Below are 23969 nucleotides of genomic sequence, written 5' to 3' on the forward strand. Positions count from 1 at the left end.
AACGCTTCTTTTCGTTGATTGTGTGAAGGGTTTAGCTGCCGGTTTTGCCGTCCCACGCCATCCTGGCCATGATGTCTTCAAGGGGCGTGTCGACAAGGCGTGCAAAGTAGTTGGACAGTGTTTTCATCGAAAGACCGATCAGCAGTTCCATTGCCTGGCTTTCTTCATACCCCGCCGCCACAAAGCGGTCGAGCGCAGCCTGGCTGACCTGACCGCGGGTCTTCAACGCCTCTTCGGTAAAAGCACGCAGGGCCTGAAGTTTGGAATCGTCGGCCTCTGCGCCTGTGCGGATCGCCTCAATCGCCTGTTTGTCGAGTTTGGCCATCCGGGCACCGGAAGAGTGAGCCGGAACACAGTAGCGGCATTCGTTTTCAACGCTTGTGGTCAGCAGAATCAGCTGCTGCTCGGCAGGGGTAAAGCGGGTTTTCCCGAACAGAGACTGCAGAGTAAAATACGTTTCCAGAACAACCGGTGTTTCGGCCATTTGACGGTACAGGTTTGGTAGGAAGCCGCCCATTTTCTCTTGGGAACTGGTCAGCATGTCGCGTGCGGCCTCGGGGGCGGTTTCGGGAGTGTGCAGGTCTACTTTCATGTCTCAGACTTTCCTTTTTGATATGATGTCACCAAGCCGACCACGCATGACCTTTTTGGTGGGTGTCATCGGCAATTGATCTATGATTTCCAGCCGTTCAGGCCATTTGTACTTGGCCAGACCAGCGTTCGAGAGAGGTTCCAGCGCCTCGTTCAAACTCAGCGTGGCGCCCGGCGCCAGTTCCACACACAGGCACCCACGCTCGCCCAGATCGGAATCCGGAACCGGGACGATGGCGCACTGCTGGATGGCCGGAAGCGCGAGCAGAATCTCTTCGACTTCCACCGGGTTGAATTTGACGCCCCCTCTGTTGATGATTTCCTTTGTGCGCCCGGTGATGGACACAAATCCCGCAGCGTCTATCACCGCAAGATCGCCGGTCACGAACCAACCTTCTGAGTCAAATGAGTCTTGTGTTTCGGAAGGGCGGTCCAGATAGCCCTTAAAAACCGAGGGGCCACGCACCTGCAGAGATCCTTCTGTGTCGGCAGGGAGCGTAGCACCGGTTTCATCCACCACCCGCAAGTGTGTTCCGGGCGCAGGGGTGCCCGCGGTCCCAAAGCGCGTTTCCGCCGGATCATCGGGACGGCCATAGGTGCCCGCCTGCAACTCGCTCATTCCCCACAGCTGGAACACGCCACCGTCCGGCATCAAGCCATCAATGGTTTGCGCCAGGGTGAAGGGAACAGGCGCACCGGACAGGCACAGCCCCTGAATGCCTACCAAATGTTCGGATTTTAGTAGGGCCTGTCCCACCAGGGGCGCGAAATGCGCCGGGGCCGAGAAAACATGGCTGGCCCTGGCCTGCTGGAGATCCTGTAGCAGGGTCTTTGGGTTGAACATCGGAACCAGCACCATCGCGGCCCCGGCAGCAAGTGCCAGGTTCATGGTAAAGAGCCCGTAGAGGTGCGTCATGGGGGCAAGCGACAGCACACGGGACTGAGATGTGATGCCCAGTTCAGCGGTTGCGTCGAGGGCGTTGTTGAGGAACCCACGATAGGGATGCGGGACCCCTTTTGGTGAGGAGGTCGTGCCCGAGGTGTAGAGCAGGAGATACCGGTCGTCCGTACCGGTCTGGATCCGCGCATCTTCGTCGGCTGCGTGTTGCATCAACGCGGCGAGTTCTGAGCACCCCTCAAGGGGGGCACCGGCAACGATCACAGTTTGCAGCGCCGACAGAGAGTCGCGTACAGACAGAACGTCGTGGGCCCGGCTGTCGGTGCCCTGATGGGTTACAATGACTGCCTTGGCTCCGGAGTCGCGGAGCAGGCCCTGCAACTCGCTCTTGCGATAGGGCATGTGTAGGGTCTGAAACACGAGGCCACGGGCAGCAGCGGCTAAAAAAGCAATCAAGTAGCTTCGGGTATTGGGCAACTGCACGGCAAGGACATCTCCTTTGGCAAGTCCGAGCCGCGCCAGACCCGAGGCCAGAAGCGCAACCGCATGTTGAAGGTCGCGGTAGGTGAGTGTTCCTTCTGTATCAATCAGCGCAGGCGCCTCGGGTCTGGCCGCGGCGTGATGGGCCAGCCAGCCGGTGAGAGTGCCATCTCTGAGTTCAGAGGTCATTGCGCGGCTCTTGGGATCATCATCCTGCAACCTTGTGCCGGCCCGGGCGGGCTTTGCGCTGAAGATCCAGAGTTTTTTCTTTTGCCTTTTCAGCTTCTCTGAAGGCCTGCATGGCACCGCTGATGTACTGCTTTGGCCACATGCGTTCATTGCGTGCCGCGTACCAAGCCGCGGCCTGGTGTGTGAAATACGGGTTCCACATGTGTGGCCGCCCCAGAGCGACAAGATCGGCCCGGCGGGTATGCAGGATCGTGTTGACCTGTGCTGCCTCGGTCACGGCGCCCACGGCCATGGTCGCAATTCCGGTCAGGTTGCGCACGGCCTCGGCCAGATGCGTCTGGAACATCCGGCCATAGACGGGTTCCTGATCAATCACTGTTTGCCCCGCCGAGACATCAATCAGATCGCAGCCCGCGTCGCGGAAGGCTTCGGTGATGCCGATCAGATCGGCCTCGGTCAGGCCGCCTTGTTTCCAGTCTGTGCCCGACACACGTATCGCCATGGGCCGCTCCTTGGGCCACACAGCGCGCATGGCGGAAAAAACTTCCAGGGGATAGCGCAGTCGATTCTCAAGACTGCCGCCATATGCGTCGGTACGTTGGTTGGTAAGCGGGGACAGGAAAGAGGCCAAAAGATACCCGTGAGCGCAGTGCAGTTCGATCATATCGAACCCGGCGCGGGCGGCTCTTTCGGTGGACTGGACAAACTCGGACTTAATGCGCTCCATCCCCGCGCGGTCCAATGGGGTGGGCACCTGGTTGACCCCCGGTTCCCAGGAAAGAGGGGAGGCGGACACCAGAGGCCAGTTGTCTTTTTCCGATGCAATCGGCGCATCCATCACTTCCCAGCCCAGCTGGGTGGACCCTTTGCGCCCGGCATGGCCAATTTGCATTGCAATCTTGGCGCCGGAATTCGCATGTACAAAATCGACGATATCTTTCCAGGCGGCTTCCTGTTCGTCATTCCAAAGGCCGGGGCAGCCGGTGGTGATCCGCGCATCCGCTGACGGGCAGGTCATTTCGGTGTAGATCAACCCCATGCCCCCCATGGAATGCCCGCCGTAGTGGACCTTGTGCCAGTCCGTCGGAATACCGTCCACCGCCGCATATTGGGCCATTGGAGACATCACCACCCGATTGGTCAGCTCCATGTCCCGCAGTTTGAAACGTGCAAACATGGGCGTTGGCCGAGTCTGGCTGAGATCCTCACCGGTTTCACGCAGGTGACGCGCATACCATTCGGTATCTGCATTTTCGACAAAGGCTTCGTCGCGGACAAACAGGTTGTCATAGGTGATGGCCTTGGCCCGGCACATTACCACCATTGCGAACTGGCAGGGCTCCATATCCCAAGAACGCCCCATGTGTTCAAACCAGGCCAGCGACACATCGGCATTGTGTTGGGTGATCTGAACCGGGGTGCGGCGCTCATCGTCATAGGCCTGAAAAGCTTGTTGAACGCTGGTCTCGGCATGGTCAACCAACGCATCGGACAGCGCAATCGCGCAATCCATCGCGAGCTTTGTGCCGGATCCGATCGAAAAATGCGCCGAAGCCTTGGCATCGCCCAAGATGACAATGTTGTCCGTGTGCCAATTCTCGCAGAAGATCCGCGGGAATTTGCGCCAGTGAGACCGATTCAGGAGCAGTGGGTGCCCCTGAAGTTCTTCGGTGAAGATCGCTTCCAGTTTGGCCTGAGAGTCTTCCTCGTTGAATTCTTCGAATCCGTGCCCTTGCCACGTGGCTTCGTCCATTTCGAACACCCACGTCGAATGGCCCTCTTCATATTGATAGCAGTGGGCCACCATGATCCCATGTTCTGTTTCGCGGAAGAAGTAGTTGAACTCGTCCATGGGACGAGTTGAGCCCATCCAGCAAAAGCGGTTGTGCCGCATTGTTGTCGTCGGCTTGAAGCCTTCTGTATGTGCATCACGAATGGCAGAGGCGATGCCATCAGATGCCACGATGACATCCGAGTCGGGGAACCGGGTTTTCAGGTTGGCCGCATCAATTTCAGCCTCATAGGTGATTTCGACGCCCAGCTCTTCGCAGCGGGCTTGCAAGATACGCAAAAGCGTGTGCCGCGAAGTTCCGCAGAAGCCGTTGCCGGCGCAGCGCATCTCGTGGCCCTTGTAGTGGATCGCAACATCGTCCCAATAGGCAAATTCACCCTTCATCGCTTCGAAAACTGGTTGGTCGCGAGACAGGAACTCATCCAGGGATTCATCCGAAAACACGACGCCAAACCCAAAGGTGTCATCCGCGCGGTTGCGCTCAAAAACCTGAACGTTCCAATCTGGTTTGGCCTTCTTTGTCAGGAGTGCCGTGTAAAGACCGCCAGGTCCGCCGCCAATAACCGTGATTTTCATCAACACGTCCTTTCGGGAAACTTTATTTGCAAATGAGTGCAAATGCACATACTATGAACATATATAGCGATGCATTTGCAGTCGTAAAGGAAAAAGAAAGGCTCCAAAGCGTGCAACCGAACACACAGGCCAGCCCACTGGCGGCAAATGACCTTGATCCGCCAGAGTTTCATATCGCGTCACTAAACCATCAAATTCGCAGCCTGATGGACGATGTCCTGCGCAGGCATGGCCTCAAGCTAGTGGAGTGGCGGGTGCTGCAGTCTTTGTTGAACAGCCCGGCTTTGACAATCTGCGACCTTGCCAGACTGGCCGTGATTGAGAGGACGGTGGCAAGCCGCTTGATCGACCGGCTGGCTGCGCGTGGCCTTGTCACCAAGGAATCTCTGAAAAATGACCGTCGTTATGCGCAGGTCTTCCTTACCCAGGACGGGGGCGATGTGCTGCGCCGCGCCGACGCAGATGTGGAGCAGGCGCGCTCGCGTCTTTTTGCGGGGCTCTCTGCCGACGACATGGATATTCTTCTGGGTCTGGTCAAACGCCTGCGCGTCAATGCCAGTTCTGCTCAGATTGAAGGGCAATTCTCGCGCTGAGACCTGCGAAGAATACTTGCGCGAGGGCGGTATAGTCGAGGGTGAAGGCCCTGAACTGTGTGGAGACCCACAGCAACAAAGAGGAACGAAAGACATGGTGCATAAAGTGATCCACCCGGAAGGCTGGTTGCCGGCAAAGGGATACGCCAACGGGATACTGGCGGCGGATGGAACCTTGCATATTGGCGGGCAGGTTGGGTGGGATTGCAGCACCGGCAGGTTTGCCAGCGAGGACTTCATCGGCCAAATGCGGCAGGTTCTGATGAACATTCGCAAAGTCGTAGAGAGTGCCGGAGGATGCGTCGAAGACATTGCGCGATTGACGTGGTTTGTCACCGACAAGACCGAGTATCTGGCTGCTCAGGCAGAAGTTGGGCGCGCCTATCGTGAGGTGTTCGGACGCCATTTTCCAGCCATGTCGATGATTGTCGTTGCAGGGCTTGTCGAAGATCAGGCCAAGTTGGAAATCGAAGCCACGGCACATCTGAGTTAGCTGCGGAGCTTTGTGTGAAAGATGCCCCCATGACACCGGTTTGTCAGGCGATTGGTTGCGAATGGGGATCACCAAAACCGCGCAGATATAGAGTTGGCATATATCAGAATACGTACTTACCAGTTGACTTGAAGCATTCCGAAGCTGTCCTGATAGGCACTCAAATTGGGGTCCAGTTTGCCAGTTAAGAACCGATGGATGCATTGGAAGATGACGGAACGAGTATATCTTGATTACACGCAGGCGGAGCTCGACAAAGCCTATGATCAGCGGCTTTGGGCTGACAATGCCGGGGACATCATGGCAGAGTGGCGAGACGCGCATGGTTTGCGTGAAGTACTTGGCTGTGCTGAGGTTCAGTACGGCAACAGCCCGCGCGAAGCGATGGACATTTATCCTGCCCCGGCTGCGGGCGTTGCTCCGATCCATTTTCACATTCATGGCGGTGGGTGGCGCATGCAGTCAAAAGAAGACTGTGCCTTTCTTGCGCCAACCCAGCAGAGCCTGGGGTTCATGCCGGTCTTTCCGGACTTTGATCAACTGCCCGACGTTACCTTGACCATGCAATATGAGCAGCTGCGCCAGGCGTTCATCACCCTGCAGGAAATGGCAAAGGATTATGGGGGCGACACTGGCCGTATTGTTGTCTCTGGCCATTCCTCTGGGGCGCATCTGGCGGCGCTTCTGGCAGAAGAGGACTGGACCGAGTTCGGGCTGCCAGCCGATATCATTAAGTCGCTTATACTGATCAGTGGACCGCATGATCTCGAGCCGGTTTTGCTGAGTGCGCGCCGTGAGTATGTGCATCTGGAAGAGCAAGCTGCCGGTCTGCTGAACGCTTACAGGCGTGCCGACAGGATAAATTGCCCGGTGCAAATATACTATGGAGAGCACGAAAGCCCCGAGTTCAAGCGGCAGTCAATTTATATGGCAGAAAGACTGAAAACGCTGGGAAGCCAAGCCAGCTGCACCATGATTACCGGGGTCAATCATTTCGAGATACTAAACGACATGAACCGAGACGACAGTCAGGTGTTTCAGGCGGTTAAGAAAATTTCCGCCGACTTCAGAAACAAGCAACAGAAGGAAAAATGAAAATGGCACGTTTGAGACATTTCGCGCTGAATGTTCGAGACCCGTATAAATCTGCGGAGTTCTACAAGAAAGTGTTCGGATTTGAGATTGTTGGAGAAGAGGTTTTGGATCTCGGCACAGGGGTCTTTCTGAGTGATGGCGTTGTCAATCTGGCCCTGCTCAAGCTGAACGGGAAAACCGAAGAAGAGTGGGAGAAGATGATCGGCTCCAATCACTTTGGTATCCAGGTAGACGACATTGCAGAAGCCGAAAAAGCCATCGAAGAAGCCGGTGGCGCGTTCTTTTTTGAGTTCCCCGGCAGCGGGCCTGGAAACGCAGAACGCAAGTACAAAGACCCGGACGGTGTGGTGTTTGACGTCTCCAGATATGGTTGGCTGGGAACGGATTCCCGCTTTGAGCCGGAAGACGAATAGCTTGAGTTCGGGTGCGCGCGATCACAAGCCTTGCGACGCAATGGCTGGGCTTGATGATCGCGCGGGCTTGGCGGTGGCTGGACCAAATGCGGTTGGAAACAGCGAAAACACTTGCCGGTTGGACTTGTTGAGGCGTAGGTCCTTTGACGGGGTCCGGCGTAGGGAAGCCAGGAGAGAGCATTGGCCGAAAGATCGTTTGTAAAAGAAGTGCAAATGCTTCGCATGGGTGCAGGGGAAACCTTTACCGGCGAAGGCATTCTGGCCATCACCAAGGCGCTGTTGGAAAATGGCGTTGGCTATGTCGGTGGCTATCAGGGCGCGCCGATCAGCCATCTGATGGACGTTCTGGCTGATGCACAGGAAATCCTGGGCGAGCTTGGCGTGCATTTTGAGGCCTCTGCCTCGGAAGCGACGGCAACGGCAATGCTGGCAGCCAGTGCAAACTATCCCATCCGTGGCGCGGTGACTTACAAATCGACCGTGGGGACAAATGTCGCCTCAGACGCGCTGTCGAACCTGTCTTCGGGCGGGGTGATGGGCGGGGCGCTGATCATTGTCGGTGAGGACTTCGGCGAAGGGTCGTCGATCATGCAAGAGCGCAGCCATGCCTTTGCTATGAAAAGCCAGGTTTGGCTTTTGGACCCGCGCCCGGATGTGCCGTCAATCGTGAAAGCCGTCAAAGACGGATTTGAATTGTCGGAAGCTTCAAACACTCCGGTGATGCTGCTGGTCCGGATCCGCTGCTGCCATGTGCATGGGTCCTTTGTGGCCAGCGACAATGTTGCGCCGCAGATGACCGTGTCGGACGCGTTGGAAAACCCGAGCCGTGATCTGAGCCGGGTTGTTCTGCCTCCGGCCAGTTTCATGCAGGAAAAGGAAAAGCTGGAAAAGCGCTGGCCAGCGGCTGAGAAGTTCATTCTCGACAAGCAGATCAACGAGTTTTTCGGCAACGAAAAGTCAAAGGTCGGCATCATCACCCAAGGCGGCATGTACAACGGGGTGCAACGCGCACTGCACCGGCTTGGCCTGTCGGATATCTACGGAACAAGCGACGCCCATATCCTGTGTTTGAATGCGGTGTATCCGCTGGCGACCTCGCAGATTCTGGAGTTCTGCGAAGGCAAGGATGCCGTTCTTGTGGTTGAAGAAGGCCACCCGGACTATATCGAGCAGGCCATCGGCCATATGCTGTACAAGGCGGGCAAGCGCACTGTTCTGGCCGGCAAGGACTTTTTGCCGAAGTCGGGCGAATACACCGGGCAGATCATGCTGGACAGCATTGACCGGTTCTTCCGTGAACATGCCCCGAATGCCCTGCCGCCAGCGGTGCGCAGCCCGAACGAGCCGGAAAAACAAAAGCATGCGGATTTGGCGGATCTGGTTCCGCTGCGGCCCCCGGGATTTTGCGTGGGTTGCCCGGAGCGCCCCATCTTTGCCGGTACAAAGCTTGTCGAGCAGGAGTTGGGAGAGCATCACATCGCTTGTGATATCGGCTGCCATCTCTTTTCGGTCCTGCCGCCTTTTGATCTTGGGTCGGGGACAATGGGCTATGGGCTTGGGCCCGCGTCGGCGTCGGCCTTTCGCAATGAAAACCCCGATGGCAAGCGCTCGATCTCGTTCATTGGGGATGGCGGTTTCTGGCACAACGGTCTGACCAGTTCCATTGGCAACGCGGTTTTCAACAAGAATGACAACGTGATTGTCATCGTTGACAACTATTATTCCTCGGCAACCGGCGGTCAGGACATCCTGTCGTCGCGTGCGGTCAACAAGACCAAGAACACGCAAAACTCGATTGTCGACGCGGTCAGGGGCATGGGGGTCAAATGGGTTCGTCAGATCGACAGGACCTATGACGTTTCCAAGGTGCGCGAGACCATGAAAGAGGCTCTGACGACCAAGGTGCCCGGCCCAAAGGTCATCGTGGCGTCTTCGGAATGTATGCTCAATCGTCAGCGCCGGGAAAAGCCATTGCTGGCCAAGCTGGCAGCGGATGGAGGGCGTACCGAGAAACCACGGTTCGGTGTGGACGAGGACGTATGCACCGGCGATCACGCCTGCATGCGGTTGTCCGGGTGTCCATCCCTGGGGGTGAAGGACACAGGCGATATTCTGCGCGACGATCCGGTTGCCAGCATCGACCAGAACTGTGTGGGCTGCGGAAACTGCGGAGAAGTGGCTGATGCGGCCATTCTGTGCCCGTCATTTTATGAGACCCGGCTGGTGTCCAACCCCGGTAGATTTGAACGCACCCGCAATCGCATGGCGGGTTGGTTTATCGCAAGATTGCAGTCCTGGCGCGACGGCAATCGCTCATTCCTGGAAGGGGGTGCGAAATGACCAACCTTGTACAAGTCGGAAGTGAGACCGCATCAGGCATGCAACGCACGACGGAAAACAAACTGGTCTCGCTGGCCTTGCATGCGGTTGGCGGACAGGGCGGCGGTGTGCTTACGAACTGGATCGTGGCCGTGGCCGAGGCCAACGGTTATGTTGCGCAGAGCACATCAGTGGCAGGTGTTGCGCAGCGCACGGGGGCCACGATCTACTACGTCGAAATGTGCCCGCGCGCAGAGCAGCTCCCGGTGTTTTCGCTGGCGCCTGCCGAGGGTGACATTGACATTCTGATGGCTGCGGAACTGGCAGAGGCCGGGCGTGCGGTGCAGAGGGGGTTTGTCAGCCCAAATCGCACCACCGTCATTGCGTCAACCCACAGGGTTGCATCGGTTTTCGAGAAAATTGTTCCGGGTGATGGGCGGACCGACTCGGAAAAAATCGTAGAGGCCATTGGCGGTGCTGCTGAAAAGCTGATCGCCTATGATATGGAGCGTATCGCGAAGGAAGCGGGCTCATTTATTTCGGCGTCGATGCTTGGTGCCTTGGCCGGGTCCGGGGCACTTCCGTTTTCGCGTGACAGCTTTGAAGCGGTTATCCGCGAGTCCGGGCGCGGGGTCGATGCCTCGCTTCGTGCTTTTGGTGCGGCCTTTGCAAAGGCCACGGCCGGAGACCCGGTTGAACTTGAAGCCGCGGCCAGCCCGCAAACCCGGCAATTATCAGTTTCGAAACGGGACCAGAAGGTCTGGTCGACGCTGACCGAACGAGTGTCCCAGCTGCCCGCCGAAGTGGGACATATTGCTGCTGAAGGTCTGGCCAAGGTGGTGGACTATCAGGACATGACCTATGGCGACGAGTATCTTGCTCATCTGGGTACAATGCTGGATCAGGACGAAGCGCCGTATGAGCTGTCTGCAGCGGCCGCAAAATACATCGCAAACGCGATGTGTTATGATGACATCATCCGGGTTGCGGACCTGAAAACCCGGGCTGCCCGATTTGAGCGCATTCACGTTGATATGGGGACTGGAGCAGATCAGCTGCTGTTGGTCACCGAATACTTTCACCCGCGACTTGAGGAGTTTCTGTCAACGCTGCCAGAAGGTCTTGCCGCATGGCTGGAGCGTCGCAAGACGATCCTGGGCTGGCTGGACCGTAAACTGAGCAAGGGTCGGCGGGTGCGAACAGACAGTATTGGCGGATTTACCATGCTGTGGATCGTATCGCTCTTGCGGCGCTGGCGGCGGCGGCTGCGCCGTCATGATGTTGAGATGGCGCATCTGGCCAAGCTGATGGAATTGACAAAATCTGTCAGCGGTCAGGACAGGAGGCTGGCCGCAGAAGTGCTGTCCACTCAGCGTCTTATCAAGGGATACTCCGACACCCACGCCCGGGGACATTCCAAGTTTGACAAGGTTACCGCGATGGTGCCCCATCTCGTTGGGCGGGATGATGCCGCCGATTGGATGAGACGCATGCGGACGGCTGCTCTGAAAGATGAAAAAGGCATGTCCCTGGACGGCGTGATCCAGACGATTCACAGCTTTGCAGAGGCACCAAAGATCACGAGCTAGCGGCGACCTGTTTCAGCGCGTCCAGAAAGAAGGCTGCTGCAGGGGACTGCGTGGTGCTTTTTCGCAATGAAACACCGATGTAGCTCGTGTCCATTTCGAAATCGAAGTTCAGGCGGGTCAACGCATTTGTGGACAGATCGAATGTGGCCACATGTGATGGAACGACCGCGATAAGATCTGTCATCTGAATAAGCCGACGGTTCGTCAGATAGGAAAACGATTCAACAATAGAGCTGGGCGAGAATGTACCGAATTTTCGAAGCGCCTGGGCAAGTTGCGCCCGGACAATCGTTTCCGAAGGTGGAAGTATCCAGCCAAATGCCATCATTTCTTCCAGTTCAATGTCCGGTTTCCCCGCAAGGGGGTGGTCGTTTTTGACAATGGCGATGACTTCTTCCTCGAACAGATTGATCTGTTCCAGTTCATCGCTGTAGTTCATCTCTGGCAGCCTGCCGACGATCATGTCCAGTTCGCCAGCTTTCAAAGAGGGCAGCAGAACCTCGTTGTTGCCTTCAATCACTTTGACGGTCACGTTTGGACGCTGTTCCAGAGTACTTTTTATGGCTTGCGGAAGCAAAAGAGACGAGGCTGCGGGCAACGTTCCAACGACCACTCTGCCGGCACCGCCGTCCTTGAGATCTTCAATTTCTCCCATTGTTGTCGACAAGCGGGCAAACAGCAGTTTCACGTTCCGGATCAGGACGTCGCCGAACACGGTCGGCACAACCCCCCGATTGGTCCTGCGGAAGAGTTCAACTCCAAAATCATCTTCGAGATGTTTGATTGTGTTGGTTGCTGCCGGTTGGGAGATGTTCAGTTCCCGCGCCGCACTCAGGATATTTCCGTGTTCTGCCACGGCTACCAAAATCTGCAACTGTTTCAATCGTACGCGGGAGAGAATCCGTTGGACTTTGACGTTGATGTCCCGTGGCATAGCGGTCTCCAAATACCCCTTCGGGCGTAGCTTGGATATAATAGTGGCTTATACCTGATTAGCAACTCAACAATTGCTGGAGAAAGACTTAGCTGCCACAGTTATCCGTGTTGAGGCCCTGAGATAGGTATGTCCATGGGCCGAGGAGCCCCGAGAACCTGAAAGATTGATGGCATGGCGCTTGAATTCCGATCCGTAACAAAAACATTCGGCGGGACGGATCAAGCCCCCGCCATCACCGCGATCAAGGACATCAGTTTCACGGTGTCGGATGGCGAGTTTGTCGCCGTCGTCGGCCAGTCGGGGTGCGGAAAAAGCACGATCCTGAACATGGCGGCGGGCCTTTATGCCCCGAGTCAGGGCGAGGTCTATGTCTCTGGCGAAAAGGTAACCAAACCAAACTCGCATGTCGGCTTTATGCTGCAGAAAGACCTATTGTTGCCCTGGAGGTCGATCGAACAGAATGTCGCGTTCGGCCTGGAAGCGAGAGGTTACTCGAGAGCGGAGTGCAAACACAAAGCCGCAGAGAAGCTGGAAGAATGCCACCTCGGCGGATTTGGCAGTTACTACCCGTATCAACTGTCTGGTGGGATGCGCCAGCGGGCGGCGCTGGCCCGAACGCTGGCAATTGATCCCGATGTCATTCTGTTGGACGAGCCGTTTTCGGCCCTGGATGCCCAAACCAAAATCATCATTCAGAGGAATTTTGGTGAGACGATCAAGGAAAACGGGATAACAACCCTTCTGATTACCCATGACCTGACCGAAGCGGTCTACATGTCGGATCGTATTCTGGTGCTGGGCTCGAGGCCGGGGGAAATCATCGAAGAAATCGTCGTGGATTTGCCAGACCGTGGAAATCCCACGGCCCGTCGCCGCAATCCCGACTCGCAGCCGTACATCGCCCAACTGTTTGATCTCTTCAAGCTGGCAGAAGCGGAAGAGATCGCGTGATGTTTGGCAACAAAACGTACCGAAAACCTGGAGGAGTAACATGATTAGAAAAGTTAAAAGCATCGCTTGTGCGGTACTGCTATCGATCACTGCGACGGTCGCGACGGCGCAGGAAAAGGTAACCTATCTGTTCCCTGCGCCGGATTTTCTGCCGGCCTTTGCTCCTTTCAAGATTGCGCAGGCCAAGGGATATTATAAGGACGCCGGTCTGGACGTCACTTTTCAGATTGGCAAGGGTGGCGCAGACGTGGCCAAGCAGGTTGCTGTAGGTAATGTTGATCTTGGCGGCGGTATCGGCGACACGCCGATCATTGTCAGGGCCAATGGATTGCCCGTGCGCTCTGTGGCTATGCTGGGTACCAAGGCGTTGACACAAATCAACATCCGAAAGGATTCCGGTGTTGAAACCATTGCGGATCTGAAAGGCAAATCTATCGGCGTTTTGTCATTCCAGGACACAACCTATTACAATCTGCTTGCGGTTTTGGCGGATGCTGGCCTGAGCAAAAGCGATGTGGATATTCAGGCCCTGGGGCCGGGCGGTATCATCAAGTTGATGATCTCGGGTGATATTCAGGCCATGTCCGGCGTTCCGGAATGGGCGGGCGCGATCCGTGGTGCCGGTATTGAGGTCACTACCATTCCGATCATGGATATCTTCCCTGCATTTGCACAATCAATTCTGGCTTCTGACGACACAATTGCGGAACGACCGGAAATGGTTGCAGCCTTTATCGAGGCGACAACCCGGGCGTTCCACGATGTGATCAATGACCCCGAAGGGTCTGCCGTCGCATATGTCGCCGCGGTTCCGCAGCATGAAGGCAAGGAGAAAATCATGGAGGGCGTGATGCGTGCATACATCGATTTGATCTATGGCACGGATCTGGAAAACTTTTCCAAGTTTGATCCCGAGCGGCTGCAGAAGGTGCAGGATTTCTACCTGGCAAACGAAATCATCAAGACAGCAGTGCCGATCGAAGACACCTACACCACGCAGTTTGTGGGTGAATAATCAACGTGCCGTGCCTACGGGCACGGCGCTCAGATAATGGCATCACAGATAGAACAGTACAGGCGATTTTTTGATGGCAGACAGAACGACGATAGCCACCTTTTTTGTGGCCATGCTGCTTATTGCTCTTTGGGAGTTTTTGCCTCCTTTGCTTGATGTACCGCGATACATCATTCCGACGGCCTCGCAATGTTTTGAAGAATTTCTTCGCATGATCCGTCTTGATGATCTGGCAAGCCATACCCTGTCTACGTTCACAATGACGTTGATCGGATTTGTTGCAGGCAGTACAATGGGTGCGGCTATTGGCTACTTGTTAGGAATGTCGCCATTCTGGGAGCGGGTGCTTTCGCCCTATATTCTGGGTCTTCAGATCGCGCCAAAAGTTGCGTTTGCACCGCTGTTCATCATGTGGTTCGGCTTTACGGTCTGGCCGAAACTTCTGGTGACGATCCTGATTGTGTTCTTTCCCATTCTTGTCAACGTCTTGCAGGCGATGAAGACCGTTGATCAGGACATCATTAATCTAGCGCGTGCCTATAATCTGACGCGTGGTCAGATTTTCTGGAAGGTGGAGTTCCCCTCTACCATGCCATCTTTGCTTGCCGGTTTGCGCATTGGGTCGACGCTTGCTGTGATCGGTGTCACTGTCGGTGAGATTGTCGGCGGCAATGTCGGGCTTGGCTTTCTGATTTCATACGGCGAAGGGCAGGCCAACGCAGCCATGGTGTTCAATGCAATCATCTTGCTGACGTTCATAGGCGTGGTCCTGTATTCCGTCGTTTCCTATGCAGAGAAGAGAATTCTTCACTACATTCCGAAAGCCAGCCACTGACGCCCCGGCTTTGATCCGCAAGTAATAAAAGTGAGTTAGTATCCCGTGAAAACCATCGGTGAAATAATCAGTGCGGCGTCTGCTGAGGCAATCGCGTTGCGTGCCCCTGAGCAACCTCCATTGCAATATGACGGTTTGGTCCGCTTTGTTGCAGAAATCGGCGGCAAACTGCGGCAAAATGGGGTCGCCCGAGATCAACGCGTAGCGATCGTTTTGCCCAATGGGCCGCAGATGGCTTCTGCTTTTCTTGCGGTGGCCAATGCCTGTATCGCGGCTCCGCTCAACCCGGGTTACAAGCAGGATGAATTTGATTTCTACCTCAGGGATCTGAAGGCAGCACTGCTGATTACGGATGACATCGAAGGCCCTGCAGCCGAGGCGGCAAAAGCGCTTGGCGTTGCTGTTGCGAGGGTTTCAACGCCAGACAATGCGGAAGCCGGCATTTTTTCCCTGGACCTGCCCGACTCAGGGATTTTGCCTCTGAACGACGCGTCGCCTGCCGATGAAGCCTTGGTGTTGCACACATCAGGGACGACATCCCGCCCCAAGATCGTGCCGCTTTCGCAGGCCAATGTGGCAAGCTCCGCTTTCAACGTTGCAACCAGTCTGGAGTTGAAAGCCACTGACGTTTGCCTGAATGTGATGCCGCTTTTTCATATACATGGTCTGATTGCAGCGGTTTTGTCGTCGTTGCGCGCGGGTGCTAGCATCTACTGCACGCCGGGCTTTAACGCGCTCAAGGTTTTTGGCTGGCTTTCTGATGCCAACCCGACCTGGTACACGGCTGTTCCGACGATGCACCAGGCAATTTTGTCCCGAAAGTCGCGGAACCTGGACACCATCGGGAGTCTTAACCTGCGCTTGGTGCGGTCGTCGTCTTCGTCGCTGCCGCCTCAGGTGATGGCCGAACTGGAGGACACATTTGGGTGCCCGGTTGTTGAGGCTTATGGGATGACCGAAGCTGCCCATCAGATGACCTGTAATCCGATTGCTCGAGGAGCTCAAAAGCCGGGCTCTGTCGGTGTGGCAGCGGGGCCCGACGTGCAACTGTTGATCGACAGCGGGTTCACCCAACAGCCAGAAATGGCGGGTGAGGTTGTCATCAGGGGAGACAATGTAACCGCTGGCTATGAAGCCAATGAGACCGCCAATAGAGAGTCCTTTCTGAATGATCCCGATGGCAATGGCAGTTGGTTCCGCACCGGCGATCAGGGAATCTTTGATGCCGACGGGTTTTTGACAATCACAGGCCGTCTGAAAGAAATCATTAACCGTGGCGGGGAAAAAATCTCGCCACGCGAAGTTGATGAAGTGCTGCTGGATCATCCGGTCGTGGCACAGGCAGTTACCTTTGCGGTGCCACATGAAAAACTGGGCGAAGAGGTGGCTGCCGTCATCGTCGCCAAAGAGGGCGTGACCCCGGACACCAAGCAAATCCGGTCCTTCCTTACTGAACGGCTCGCCAATTTCAAAGTGCCCAAGCAAATCCTGGTGATCGATGAAATTCCCAAGGGCGCAACCGGCAAGCTGCAGCGTATTGGTTTGCACAAGAAGCTAGGTATCGGAGCGGCAGAATGACCAAAATCTGTGTTTATGGCGCCGGAGCCATCGGTGGCTATCTTGCGCATTGTCTGCACAAGGCGGGCGCTGAAGTCAGCGTGATTGCGCGGGGTGCGCATCTCGAGGCCATTCGCAAAAATGGCCTGACATTGCAGATGGACGGCACCAGCGAGACCATACGGATTCCGGCAAGTGATGACCCCGCAGACTTGGGTGAACAGGATTATGTCATCATTTGCCTCAAGGCTCATTCCATCAGCAATGTGGTTGACGGTTTTGCGCCGTTGTTAGGAGAGAACACAGCTATTGTCTCGGCGGTCAATGGGTTGCCATGGTGGTATTTCCACAAGGCACAAACCGGAACAGAACTTGACGACAAATGGGTGGAAACCGTCGATCCAGGCGGTCGGATCTGGAATGGGCTCGGGCCGGAACGGGCGATTGGTTGTGTTGTTTACCCGGCGTGTCAGGTGGTGGAACCGGGCGTTGTTCAACATATCAGCGGAAATCGATTCACATTGGGTGAGCCAAACGGCGAGAGGTCAGAACGCGCCATACATCTGTCCAGGTTGATGGGTGCAGGCGGGCTTCGCGCGCCGGTAAAGCCACGTATCAGGGATGAGCTGTGGATCAAACTCTGGGGCAATTGTTCTTTCAATCCGGTGTCTGCATTGACTGGTGCAAGCCTTGATATGATCGGCGCTGACAATGCGTGCCGGTCGGTGATCCGAGACGCGATGATTGAATGTCGCTCGGTCGGTCAAGCGGCTGGTGCGCGCTTTAGCGTCGACATTGAACGGCGCATTCAGGGTGGTGCCGACATTGTCGGCCACAAACCCTCAACCCGCCACGATGTCGAACAAGGCAGACCCATGGAGTTGGATGCCCTTGTCTGCACGGTTCAGGAATTGGCGCGCCGTCTGTTCATTCCCACACCAACACTCGACACGTTGTCGTCCCTTGTGCGCATGCAGGGAAACGTTCTTGGTCTGTACCAGCGCAGGCCGGACCTGGAAGCAATCATCACGGGTGACTACGAAGCGAACCGCGACTAGGAGCTACCTTGGCTCATCCTCGGGGCTCTCAAACATCTTTGGACACATCCTGAAGGACATCGAGGAAGAACCGGGCCGCCGGTGACAATGCTCGTTCCTTGCGAATGGATATGCCGACAAAGATGGTGCCAATATCCAACGCGATATCGACGCGTTTCAGATAGCCTTCGGTCAGATCGAAGGCCGCGACATGGGCGGGAAGAAGAGCAACCAGATCTGTTTTCAGCAGCAGTCGCCTGTTGGTCAGATAAGAGAAGGATTCGACAACCGACGTTGGGCGCAGATCGCCATGATCCTGAAACAGCTTGTTCAATTCGGGGCGGATGATGGCTTCGGCTGGCGGTAAGATCCAGCCGAACTGCATCAACTCTTCGATCTTCAGCTTGGAGTGCTGTGCCAAGGGGTGCCCCTTTCGTACGACCGCGACCACCTGTTCCCGAAACAGCTTTATCTGTTCCAATTCTTCGTGATAGGTCTGCGTCGGCAGGCGCCCCAAGATCATGTCAATCTCACCGGATCGAAGGGCAGGCAACAACACTTCATTGGTGCCCTCGACGACCTTGATGGTCACGTTTGGACGTTTTTCCAAGGTTTTCTCGATGGCCATGGGCAAAACCTGGGAAGATGCCGCAGGCAAAGCCCCAACGGCTACACGTCCGCTGCCGCCCCCACTCAAATCATCCAATTCCTGGATCGTTGCCGACACCCGCGCCACAATAAGTTTGGCATTTTTTATCAGCACTTCCCCGTGATTTGTCGGAACGGCCCCCTTGTTCGAGCGATGAATCAGGCTGACACCGAATTCCGCTTCAAGATCCTTAATCATATTCGTTGCCGCAGGTTGCGACACGTTCAGCTCTTTCGCCGCTTGCAACAGGCTGCGGTGCTCGCCCACTGCAATCAGCATTCTCAGTTGTCGGAACCGGACTCGGGTAAGAATCCGGTTGACCATTCGGGTGATATCCTGATCTCGCGTCACCATCTCGCTCACATAAATTCGGAAGTATATTCGTTTTGCTATAATATTTGATTATACTGAATTAGCAACAATCTGTCTGCACTGGCCCAACAATCAGCACTAAGCTTGCTGGACACTGGGAATCGTTCCGCCGTGCCCATGCTCGGGGAGATCCTGGTGCCGGCGCGTTGGAGGATATCCTGTCCGCATGGGGCGCCACTACGGGAGGAAACAAATGAAGAATTTGCAGTCGTTCGTCGCAGCATCCGTGCTGGCCACCGCCGCATCGGTTACCGCTGCTCAGGCAGAAGACACAGTCAAGATCGGTTTCGTTATGTCCTATAGCGGATGGTTTCAGCAGATTGATGCCGCCACCATCAAGGGGGCTGAACTGGCCGTCGCCGAAATCAATGAAAACGGCGGAATCCTGGGTCGTCAGATCGAAATTCTGCCCTTTGACAACAAATCCGAACCACCTCTGGGGGCGGATGGCGCGCTTGAGGTGATTGGAAACGGGGCCACGGCCGTCATGTTGCCATCAGACTTCGACTTTGGCGCACCCGGTGCCTTTGTTGCTCAGCAAAATGGCGTCATTGCCTTGTCAGGGGCCTCTGACCCGAAGTTTGGGGTCACGGGGATTGGACCCTATGCTTACTCGATCTCGAATGCAGCCCAATCTCAGGGCGCTCTGCTGGCAGAGTGGGCGCTTAACGAACAGGGATGGGACACCGCCTATGTTCTGTTGGACAATACGATTTCCTACACTAACTCTCTGTGCGACAGCTTTGCCAAACGCTGGAAGGAGATTGCCCCCGAAGGTAGCCTCTTGGGTGAAGACAGGTTCCGCAACGATGATGCGTCTATCGCGAGCCAGGTCACGCGGATCAAGGGGCTGGAGGCGCAGCCCGAGGCAATCATGATGTGCTCATACGCCCCCGGCGGGCCAAGTGCGATCCGGCAGCTGCGTGCGGCGGGCGTGACTTCGCCGGTGCTGACCGGAGAGTCCCTGGATGGTGACTACTGGATCGGGATTGTGCCGGATCTTTCGGACTTTTATGTCGTCAACTATGGCTCGGTATATGGCGATGACCCCAGTGAGGCAGTGAACGGGTTCTTTACCCGTTATGAGGCGGCCACAGGTGGGCGCGCGGATGTGTCTTATGCCTTGCGTGGGTACAGTATGATCGAAGCCTATGCGACCGCCGCCAACCGCGCTGGAAGTCTGGATGCTGACGCTGTTTCTGCCGAACTGAACAAGTTTGATGAAGAACCTCTGGTCATCGGCAACACAACTTTCAACGAGGACCTGCACATCGCAACCACACGACCGATGCTGGTCATGCAGGCGCAGGACGGCAAGTTTTCTGCGGTCGGCAGGTTCGCGGCTTCGGTCGGAAATCTGGATTGATCGTCTGATTGGCAACGACCGCAATGGCCCTCTCTGCACAATCCGTCAACGTCCGGTTTGGAGGCGTTCGCGCGGTCACGGATGTAAGTTTGCGACTGGACCAGGGAGAGATCCTTGGTCTGGTCGGCCCAAACGGTGCCGGAAAAACAACCCTGGTGAACGTGCTCAGCGGTTTTCAACGCCCCGCCGAAGGGGACGTGCAGATTGATGGGCAAAGTGTCAGGGCGCAGCCACCCCATTGGTTCCCGGCAAATGGGGTGGTTCGTACATTTCAGTCGGTTCGGTTGTTTATGGGGTTGACCGTGTCAGAGAACATCGAGGCCGCATTGACTGTTGCAGGGTATTCGCGTCGCAGCGCGCGGGCCAAAGCCGGAGATCTTCTTGATTACCTGGGACTCGCCGAGCGGAGAGACACTATAGCCAGCGCGCTGAATTATTCTGATGAGCGTCGGGTCGGTATTGCTCGGGCTCTGGCACTGAACCCTCGGTTTCTGTTGATGGATGAGCCAGCTGCGGGGATGAATGCCGCGGAGGTTGATGAACTCGGTGTTCTAATCCACGCAATCCGCAAGGATTTTGGCTGCGGCGTACTGGTCATCGAACATAACATGCGGCTGATTTCCGATCTTTGTGAACGTTTGCACGTGATCGTGCAGGGGGCGACTTTGGCGGTTGGCGCGCCTGAGGATATCTGGGGTCTGCCAGAGTTTCGGTCCGCCTATTTAGGGGCCACATCATGAGTGATCTGCTGAATGTTCAGAATCTGAGTGTGCGCTATGGGGCAATTCAGGCGATCGAAAACATTGATTTAACCATATCCGAAGGTCAGGTTGTCGCGTTGATCGGCCCAAACGGCGCAGGCAAGTCGTCCTTGGTCAATGCCATCGCGGGCAACGTACGTGGTACAAGCGGTGACATGACATTCCTGACGTCCCCACTGCTGGGTGTAAAACCTGAAGACCGGGTCAGGTTGGGAATAAGTCTGGTTCCGGAAGGGCGGCACGTGTTTTCCGGGTTTTCCGTTCTGGAGAACCTATGGCTGGGCGCCACCACCCGCAAGGATCGCGTCCAGGCACGGCAGGAAATTGAAGAGTTTCTTGAACTGTTTCCGATTCTCGGAAAACGGCGGGATGGGCTGGCAGGGATGCTTTCGGGAGGAGAGCAGCAGCAATTGGTGATCGCCCGCGCCTTGCTGGCAAAGCCGAAACTCCTGATGCTTGATGAACCTTCGCTTGGCTTGGCGCCATTGGTTGTGGATCAGGTCTACGATCTGATCCGCGACGTGCGAAAACGAGGTATTTCCGTTCTGGTGGTAGAGCAAAGCACGGCCCGGTGCTTCGAAGTGGCCGATCAGGTTCATGTCCTCAACCATGGGAAAATCAGCATGTCTGGCACGCCAGCTGAAATGGGGGATGCCGCCCGCTTCGAAGCGGCATACTTCGGTGTATCCGGAGAGATCCGCACGTGAACTCAGTCCAGATCATAACGGATGCATTAAGTCTGGGTGGTATCTATGCCCTGACGGCTTTGGGCATAGGTTTGGTGTTCTCGGTTCTGCGATTGGCGAACTTTGCCCATGCGGAGTTGGTGACCGTGGCGGGCTATGCCCTGCTGATCGGTGTCGGGTTGCCATTACCGCTGGTTCTGTTCATGGCAGCCGCAGCTTCGGTTCTGGTCGCAATGGCGACCGAAAGGCTGGCCTTCCGTCCTTTGCGTCATGTGGATCAGACGACGATGTTGGTTTCGTCTTTCGCTGTTAGCATCCTCATTCAGAATATCTTTGTGTTTTTCTCTGGTTCACGTGCCAAGGGCGTCGATATCCTGCCTGCGCTTGCCCGACAGGTTTCGGTTCTGGGAGCGGATGTCAGTATGGTGAAGCTGACAACAATTGCGGTTTGTGGTGCCACGCTGGTCGGGTTGATCTCTTTTCTGCGGTTCACGCGGCTCGGACTTGAAATGCGTGCCGCATCCCAGGACTTCTCGATGGCCCGAAACCTGGGGGTTCGTGCCGATCGCGTGATCCTGATCGCCTTTGCGCTGAGCGGGATCCTGGCCGCTGTTGTCGGTGTACTCTTTGTGGCCGAGGTTGGCTTCGTGCAACCCAGGCTGGGGCTGCAGCTGGTCATCATATCCTTTGTGGGCACGGTGATCGGAGGGCTGGGCAACCTGACGGGCGCCATGGTCGGCGGCTTTTTGATCGGGTTCATTGCCACTCTGTTGCAAACGTTCCTGCCGCTCGAATTGCGTGAATTCCGCGAAGCATTTCTCTTTGGCATTGTCATTCTGATCTTGCTGGTACGGCCGCATGGGCTGTTCCCCGCTCGCCATTTGAAAGAAAGGGTCTGAACTTGGATCTGCTGGCCAAATCGTCACCCAACAGGATTGGTGATCGCCGTAAGCGGCTGATCCCTTTGGTATCGCTGATCGTAATTGTTGTACTTGTCGGCTTGGCCGCCAGCCAGGGGGCGATTGTGATGCAGCGCCGGGTCATTCTGGCGTTGATCTATTTGGTTGCTGTTGTTGGTCTATACATCTTTGTTGGCAATTCAGGTGTTCTCAGCTTTGCCAGTTCAGCGTTTATGGCCATCGGTGCCTATACGACGGCGATTGTGACGATGGCGCCAAACATGAAATCCACGTTTTTGCCCGATCTTCCGGCTTTTCTGGCGATACAGCACATGCCGCCGCTGGCAGGTATCATGCTGGGCGGGTTCATGGCTGCGCTGATTGCGGCAGTCATCGGTGCACCACTGATGCGGTTGTCCGGCATCTCGGCAGGCATCGCGACCCTGTCTTTGATGGTGATTGTCTACATTGTTTTTGGCAATTGGGACTCGGTGACCGGTGGCCAGCGGTCACTGATGGGGCTTGTCGGTTATGTCAAGCTTCCGCAGGCGACGCTTTTTGCGATCGGGGCCATCGTAATCGCCTTTATCTATCAGGAAAGCCGTGGTGCTCTGATGCTGCGCGCGTCTCGGGAAGATCCCGTTGCTGCTGCTGCGAGCGGTATCCGGATCACCCGCCACCGCTGGATTGCCTTTGTCCTTTCCGCCTTTGTCACTGGCATCGCCGGGGCGCTGTTTGCTCACTTGCAGGGTACAGTTCGCATCGAGTCTTTCTACCTCTCACTCACCTTCCTTTTACTGGCAATGCTGATTGTCGGAGGGTCCCAAAGTCTGGCGGGCGCTGTTATGGGCGCGCTGGCATTGTCCCTGCTAGGAGAGATCCTTCGGCAGTTGGAACGGGGAGTACCGATCCTTCAGTTTGATCTCAAAATCCCAGGCGGCCTGGGCGATATCGTGATGGCCCTGTGCTTGCTTTTGATCCTGATGTTTCGGCCTCTGGGTCTCGCTGGTGGGCGTGAACTGACTTTTTCCCGAAACCGGACTTCAGGAGACAATGGATGAGATATGTGGCTATTTTCCTGGATGATCTTGATCCCAAAAACGTGGAAGAAGAGATTACCAAAGCCCATTTTGACTATCTTAGCGCGCAAAAGCACCGCATCGCGGATGCCGGAGGGCTCAAGAATGATCCAAATGGGGCGTTTTGCGGCACATTATGGATGATCACTGCTGACTCGCTCGAGGAAGCTCAGGATCTGGCTGACCAGGATCCCTATTGCAAGGCCGGGCTGCGCCCTTGGTACAGGGTTCTGGTCTGGAATCAGGCCCCGGGCTTTTCACCGGGGAATCATGGCGCTCGTTAACGGGCAGCTAGGACGCGAACGACATCGCCACCCACAAAAATACAGTTCAAGGAGAAAAAAATGACCAATCCCGATGGTACGGAAATCAAAATCTTCAAGCCGGACACCACCCAAACAGCGGTTCAAGGCATTCCTCAGTTTTTCGGTGTTTCCGAAAACTCAGTTGGTGCGAAAAACCTGTCTCTCAACGTGACCGTTTTCGGCCCAAGCGGTCGTGCCAAAACGCATTATCACAAGGACTATGAGACCGCGATCTACACCGTGTCGGGTAGAGCTGCCCTATTCTGGGGTGACAAACTGGAACATGAAGGTGTTCTGGAGCCCGGGTGCTTTTGCTTCATTCCCGGTGACGTCCCGCATGTGGCCTTTAACTTGTCCTCGTCAGAAAATGTCATGGCCATCACCGCCCGCAATGACGCACGCGAGCAAGAGAATGTGGTGCTGACGCCGGAACTTGATACGCCTGAGTTGGATGCCCGCATCGCCGAATGGCAGGCCCGCGCCTAACACCGC

At 56.0% G+C, this 23969-nt stretch carries 23 protein-coding genes; 18 read left to right on the top strand and 5 right to left on the bottom strand.

Annotated elements, in window-relative coordinates:
* Positions 1 to 31 precede the first annotated feature (31 nt).
* From EK369_RS18735 to EK369_RS18745, 3 genes are read right to left on the bottom strand one after another with little or no spacing between them, the layout of a single operon-like run.
* Positions 32 to 592 (bottom strand): carboxymuconolactone decarboxylase family protein, encoded by a 561-nt coding sequence (locus EK369_RS18735; protein WP_127115804.1) that lies wholly within the window; start codon positions 590 to 592, stop codon positions 32 to 34.
* Positions 593 to 595: 3 nt separating this feature from the next.
* Positions 596 to 2158: a class I adenylate-forming enzyme family protein gene (locus EK369_RS18740; RefSeq protein ID WP_127115805.1), complete on the bottom strand. Its 1563-nt coding sequence runs from the start codon at positions 2156 to 2158 to the stop codon at positions 596 to 598.
* Between the two features lie 19 nt (positions 2159 to 2177).
* The gene (locus EK369_RS18745) at positions 2178 to 4526 is read right to left on the bottom strand and encodes an oxidoreductase (protein WP_127115806.1); all 2349 of its coding nucleotides are present in this window, start codon (positions 4524 to 4526) and stop codon (positions 2178 to 2180) included.
* A 110-nt stretch (positions 4527 to 4636) separates the two neighbouring features.
* On the opposite strand from EK369_RS18745, the gene EK369_RS18750 reads away from it, so the two are divergent.
* The 6 genes from EK369_RS18750 to EK369_RS18775 all read left to right on the top strand — a co-directional run bounded on the left by EK369_RS18750 (position 4637) and on the right by EK369_RS18775 (position 11028).
* Complete coding sequence (locus EK369_RS18750; RefSeq protein ID WP_164727043.1) at positions 4637 to 5119, top strand: MarR family winged helix-turn-helix transcriptional regulator; 483 nt, start codon at positions 4637 to 4639, stop codon at positions 5117 to 5119.
* A gap of 94 nt (positions 5120 to 5213) precedes the next feature.
* Positions 5214 to 5612, top strand: a complete 399-nt coding sequence (locus tag EK369_RS18755; RefSeq protein ID WP_127115808.1) for a RidA family protein — start codon at positions 5214 to 5216, stop codon at positions 5610 to 5612.
* A 198-nt stretch (positions 5613 to 5810) separates the two neighbouring features.
* On the top strand, positions 5811 to 6707 hold the full coding sequence (locus EK369_RS18760) for an alpha/beta hydrolase (RefSeq protein ID WP_127115809.1): 897 nt from the start codon (positions 5811 to 5813) through the stop codon (positions 6705 to 6707).
* Between the two features lie 2 nt (positions 6708 to 6709).
* Positions 6710 to 7120 carry a VOC family protein gene (locus tag EK369_RS18765; RefSeq protein WP_164727044.1) on the top strand — a complete coding sequence of 137 codons (411 nt, stop codon included), beginning with the start codon at positions 6710 to 6712 and terminating at the stop codon, positions 7118 to 7120.
* Positions 7121 to 7300: 180 nt separating this feature from the next.
* Entirely contained in the window at positions 7301 to 9460 is a 2160-nt protein-coding gene (locus tag EK369_RS18770) for a thiamine pyrophosphate-dependent enzyme (RefSeq protein ID WP_127115811.1), read from the top strand.
* Entirely contained in the window at positions 9457 to 11028 is a 1572-nt protein-coding gene (locus tag EK369_RS18775; RefSeq protein WP_235871479.1) for an indolepyruvate oxidoreductase subunit beta family protein, read from the top strand. The genes EK369_RS18770 and EK369_RS18775 overlap by 4 nt, the downstream gene beginning before the upstream one ends.
* On the opposite strand, the gene EK369_RS18780 is transcribed toward EK369_RS18775, so the two are convergent.
* On the bottom strand, positions 11018 to 11962 hold the full coding sequence (locus EK369_RS18780) for a LysR substrate-binding domain-containing protein (RefSeq protein ID WP_127115812.1): 945 nt from the start codon (positions 11960 to 11962) through the stop codon (positions 11018 to 11020). The two genes, EK369_RS18775 and EK369_RS18780, sit on opposite strands and share 11 nt — an antisense overlap.
* 174 nt (positions 11963 to 12136) lie before the next feature.
* On the opposite strand from EK369_RS18780, the gene EK369_RS18785 reads away from it, so the two are divergent.
* The 5 genes from EK369_RS18785 (at position 12137) to EK369_RS18805 (ending at position 17381) form a co-directional block, all read left to right on the top strand.
* Positions 12137 to 12916: an ABC transporter ATP-binding protein gene (locus EK369_RS18785; protein ID WP_127115813.1), complete on the top strand. Its 780-nt coding sequence runs from the start codon at positions 12137 to 12139 to the stop codon at positions 12914 to 12916.
* 40 nt (positions 12917 to 12956) lie between these two features.
* A complete protein-coding gene (locus EK369_RS18790; protein ID WP_127115814.1) occupies positions 12957 to 13931 on the top strand; it encodes an ABC transporter substrate-binding protein in 975 nt (324 codons plus the stop codon).
* Between the two features lie 73 nt (positions 13932 to 14004).
* Positions 14005 to 14766, top strand: a complete 762-nt coding sequence (locus EK369_RS18795; RefSeq protein WP_127115815.1) for an ABC transporter permease — start codon at positions 14005 to 14007, stop codon at positions 14764 to 14766.
* Between the two features lie 45 nt (positions 14767 to 14811).
* Entirely contained in the window at positions 14812 to 16344 is a 1533-nt protein-coding gene (locus tag EK369_RS18800; protein WP_127115816.1) for an AMP-binding protein, read from the top strand.
* Positions 16341 to 17381: a ketopantoate reductase family protein gene (locus EK369_RS18805; RefSeq protein WP_127115817.1), complete on the top strand. Its 1041-nt coding sequence runs from the start codon at positions 16341 to 16343 to the stop codon at positions 17379 to 17381. Before EK369_RS18800 ends, EK369_RS18805 begins: the two co-directional genes overlap by 4 nt.
* 28 nt (positions 17382 to 17409) lie before the next feature.
* On the opposite strand, the gene EK369_RS18810 is transcribed toward EK369_RS18805, so the two are convergent.
* Positions 17410 to 18363 carry a LysR substrate-binding domain-containing protein gene (locus EK369_RS18810; RefSeq protein WP_127115874.1) on the bottom strand — a complete coding sequence of 318 codons (954 nt, stop codon included), beginning with the start codon at positions 18361 to 18363 and terminating at the stop codon, positions 17410 to 17412.
* Between the two features lie 211 nt (positions 18364 to 18574).
* Here EK369_RS18810 and EK369_RS18815 point away from each other — a divergent pair, with 211 nt between their 5' ends.
* Genes EK369_RS18815 through EK369_RS18845 form a run of 7 tightly spaced genes read left to right on the top strand, consistent with a single transcriptional unit; the run spans position 18575 to position 23963 of the window.
* On the top strand, positions 18575 to 19747 hold the full coding sequence (locus tag EK369_RS18815; RefSeq protein WP_164727045.1) for an ABC transporter substrate-binding protein: 1173 nt from the start codon (positions 18575 to 18577) through the stop codon (positions 19745 to 19747).
* Between the two features lie 23 nt (positions 19748 to 19770).
* Positions 19771 to 20487, top strand: coding sequence for an ABC transporter ATP-binding protein (locus EK369_RS18820; protein ID WP_127115819.1), 717 nt, complete (start codon positions 19771 to 19773; stop codon positions 20485 to 20487).
* A complete protein-coding gene (locus EK369_RS18825) occupies positions 20484 to 21215 on the top strand; it encodes an ABC transporter ATP-binding protein (protein WP_206198120.1) in 732 nt (243 codons plus the stop codon). Before EK369_RS18820 ends, EK369_RS18825 begins: the two co-directional genes overlap by 4 nt.
* Positions 21212 to 22093 carry a branched-chain amino acid ABC transporter permease gene (locus EK369_RS18830; RefSeq protein ID WP_164727046.1) on the top strand — a complete coding sequence of 294 codons (882 nt, stop codon included), beginning with the start codon at positions 21212 to 21214 and terminating at the stop codon, positions 22091 to 22093. The genes EK369_RS18825 and EK369_RS18830 overlap by 4 nt, the downstream gene beginning before the upstream one ends.
* Positions 22094 to 22095: 2 nt before the next feature.
* Positions 22096 to 23154 (top strand): branched-chain amino acid ABC transporter permease, encoded by a 1059-nt coding sequence (locus tag EK369_RS18835; RefSeq protein ID WP_127115821.1) that lies wholly within the window; start codon positions 22096 to 22098, stop codon positions 23152 to 23154.
* Complete coding sequence (locus tag EK369_RS18840) at positions 23151 to 23456, top strand: YciI family protein (protein ID WP_127115822.1); 306 nt, start codon at positions 23151 to 23153, stop codon at positions 23454 to 23456. Before EK369_RS18835 ends, EK369_RS18840 begins: the two co-directional genes overlap by 4 nt.
* A 60-nt stretch (positions 23457 to 23516) precedes the next feature.
* A complete protein-coding gene (locus EK369_RS18845; protein ID WP_127115823.1) occupies positions 23517 to 23963 on the top strand; it encodes a cupin domain-containing protein in 447 nt (148 codons plus the stop codon).
* Positions 23964 to 23969: the final 6 nt, after the last annotated feature.

Source organism: Shimia sediminis (genome assembly GCF_003990645.1).
GTDB lineage: Bacteria > Pseudomonadota > Alphaproteobacteria > Rhodobacterales > Rhodobacteraceae > Shimia > Shimia sediminis.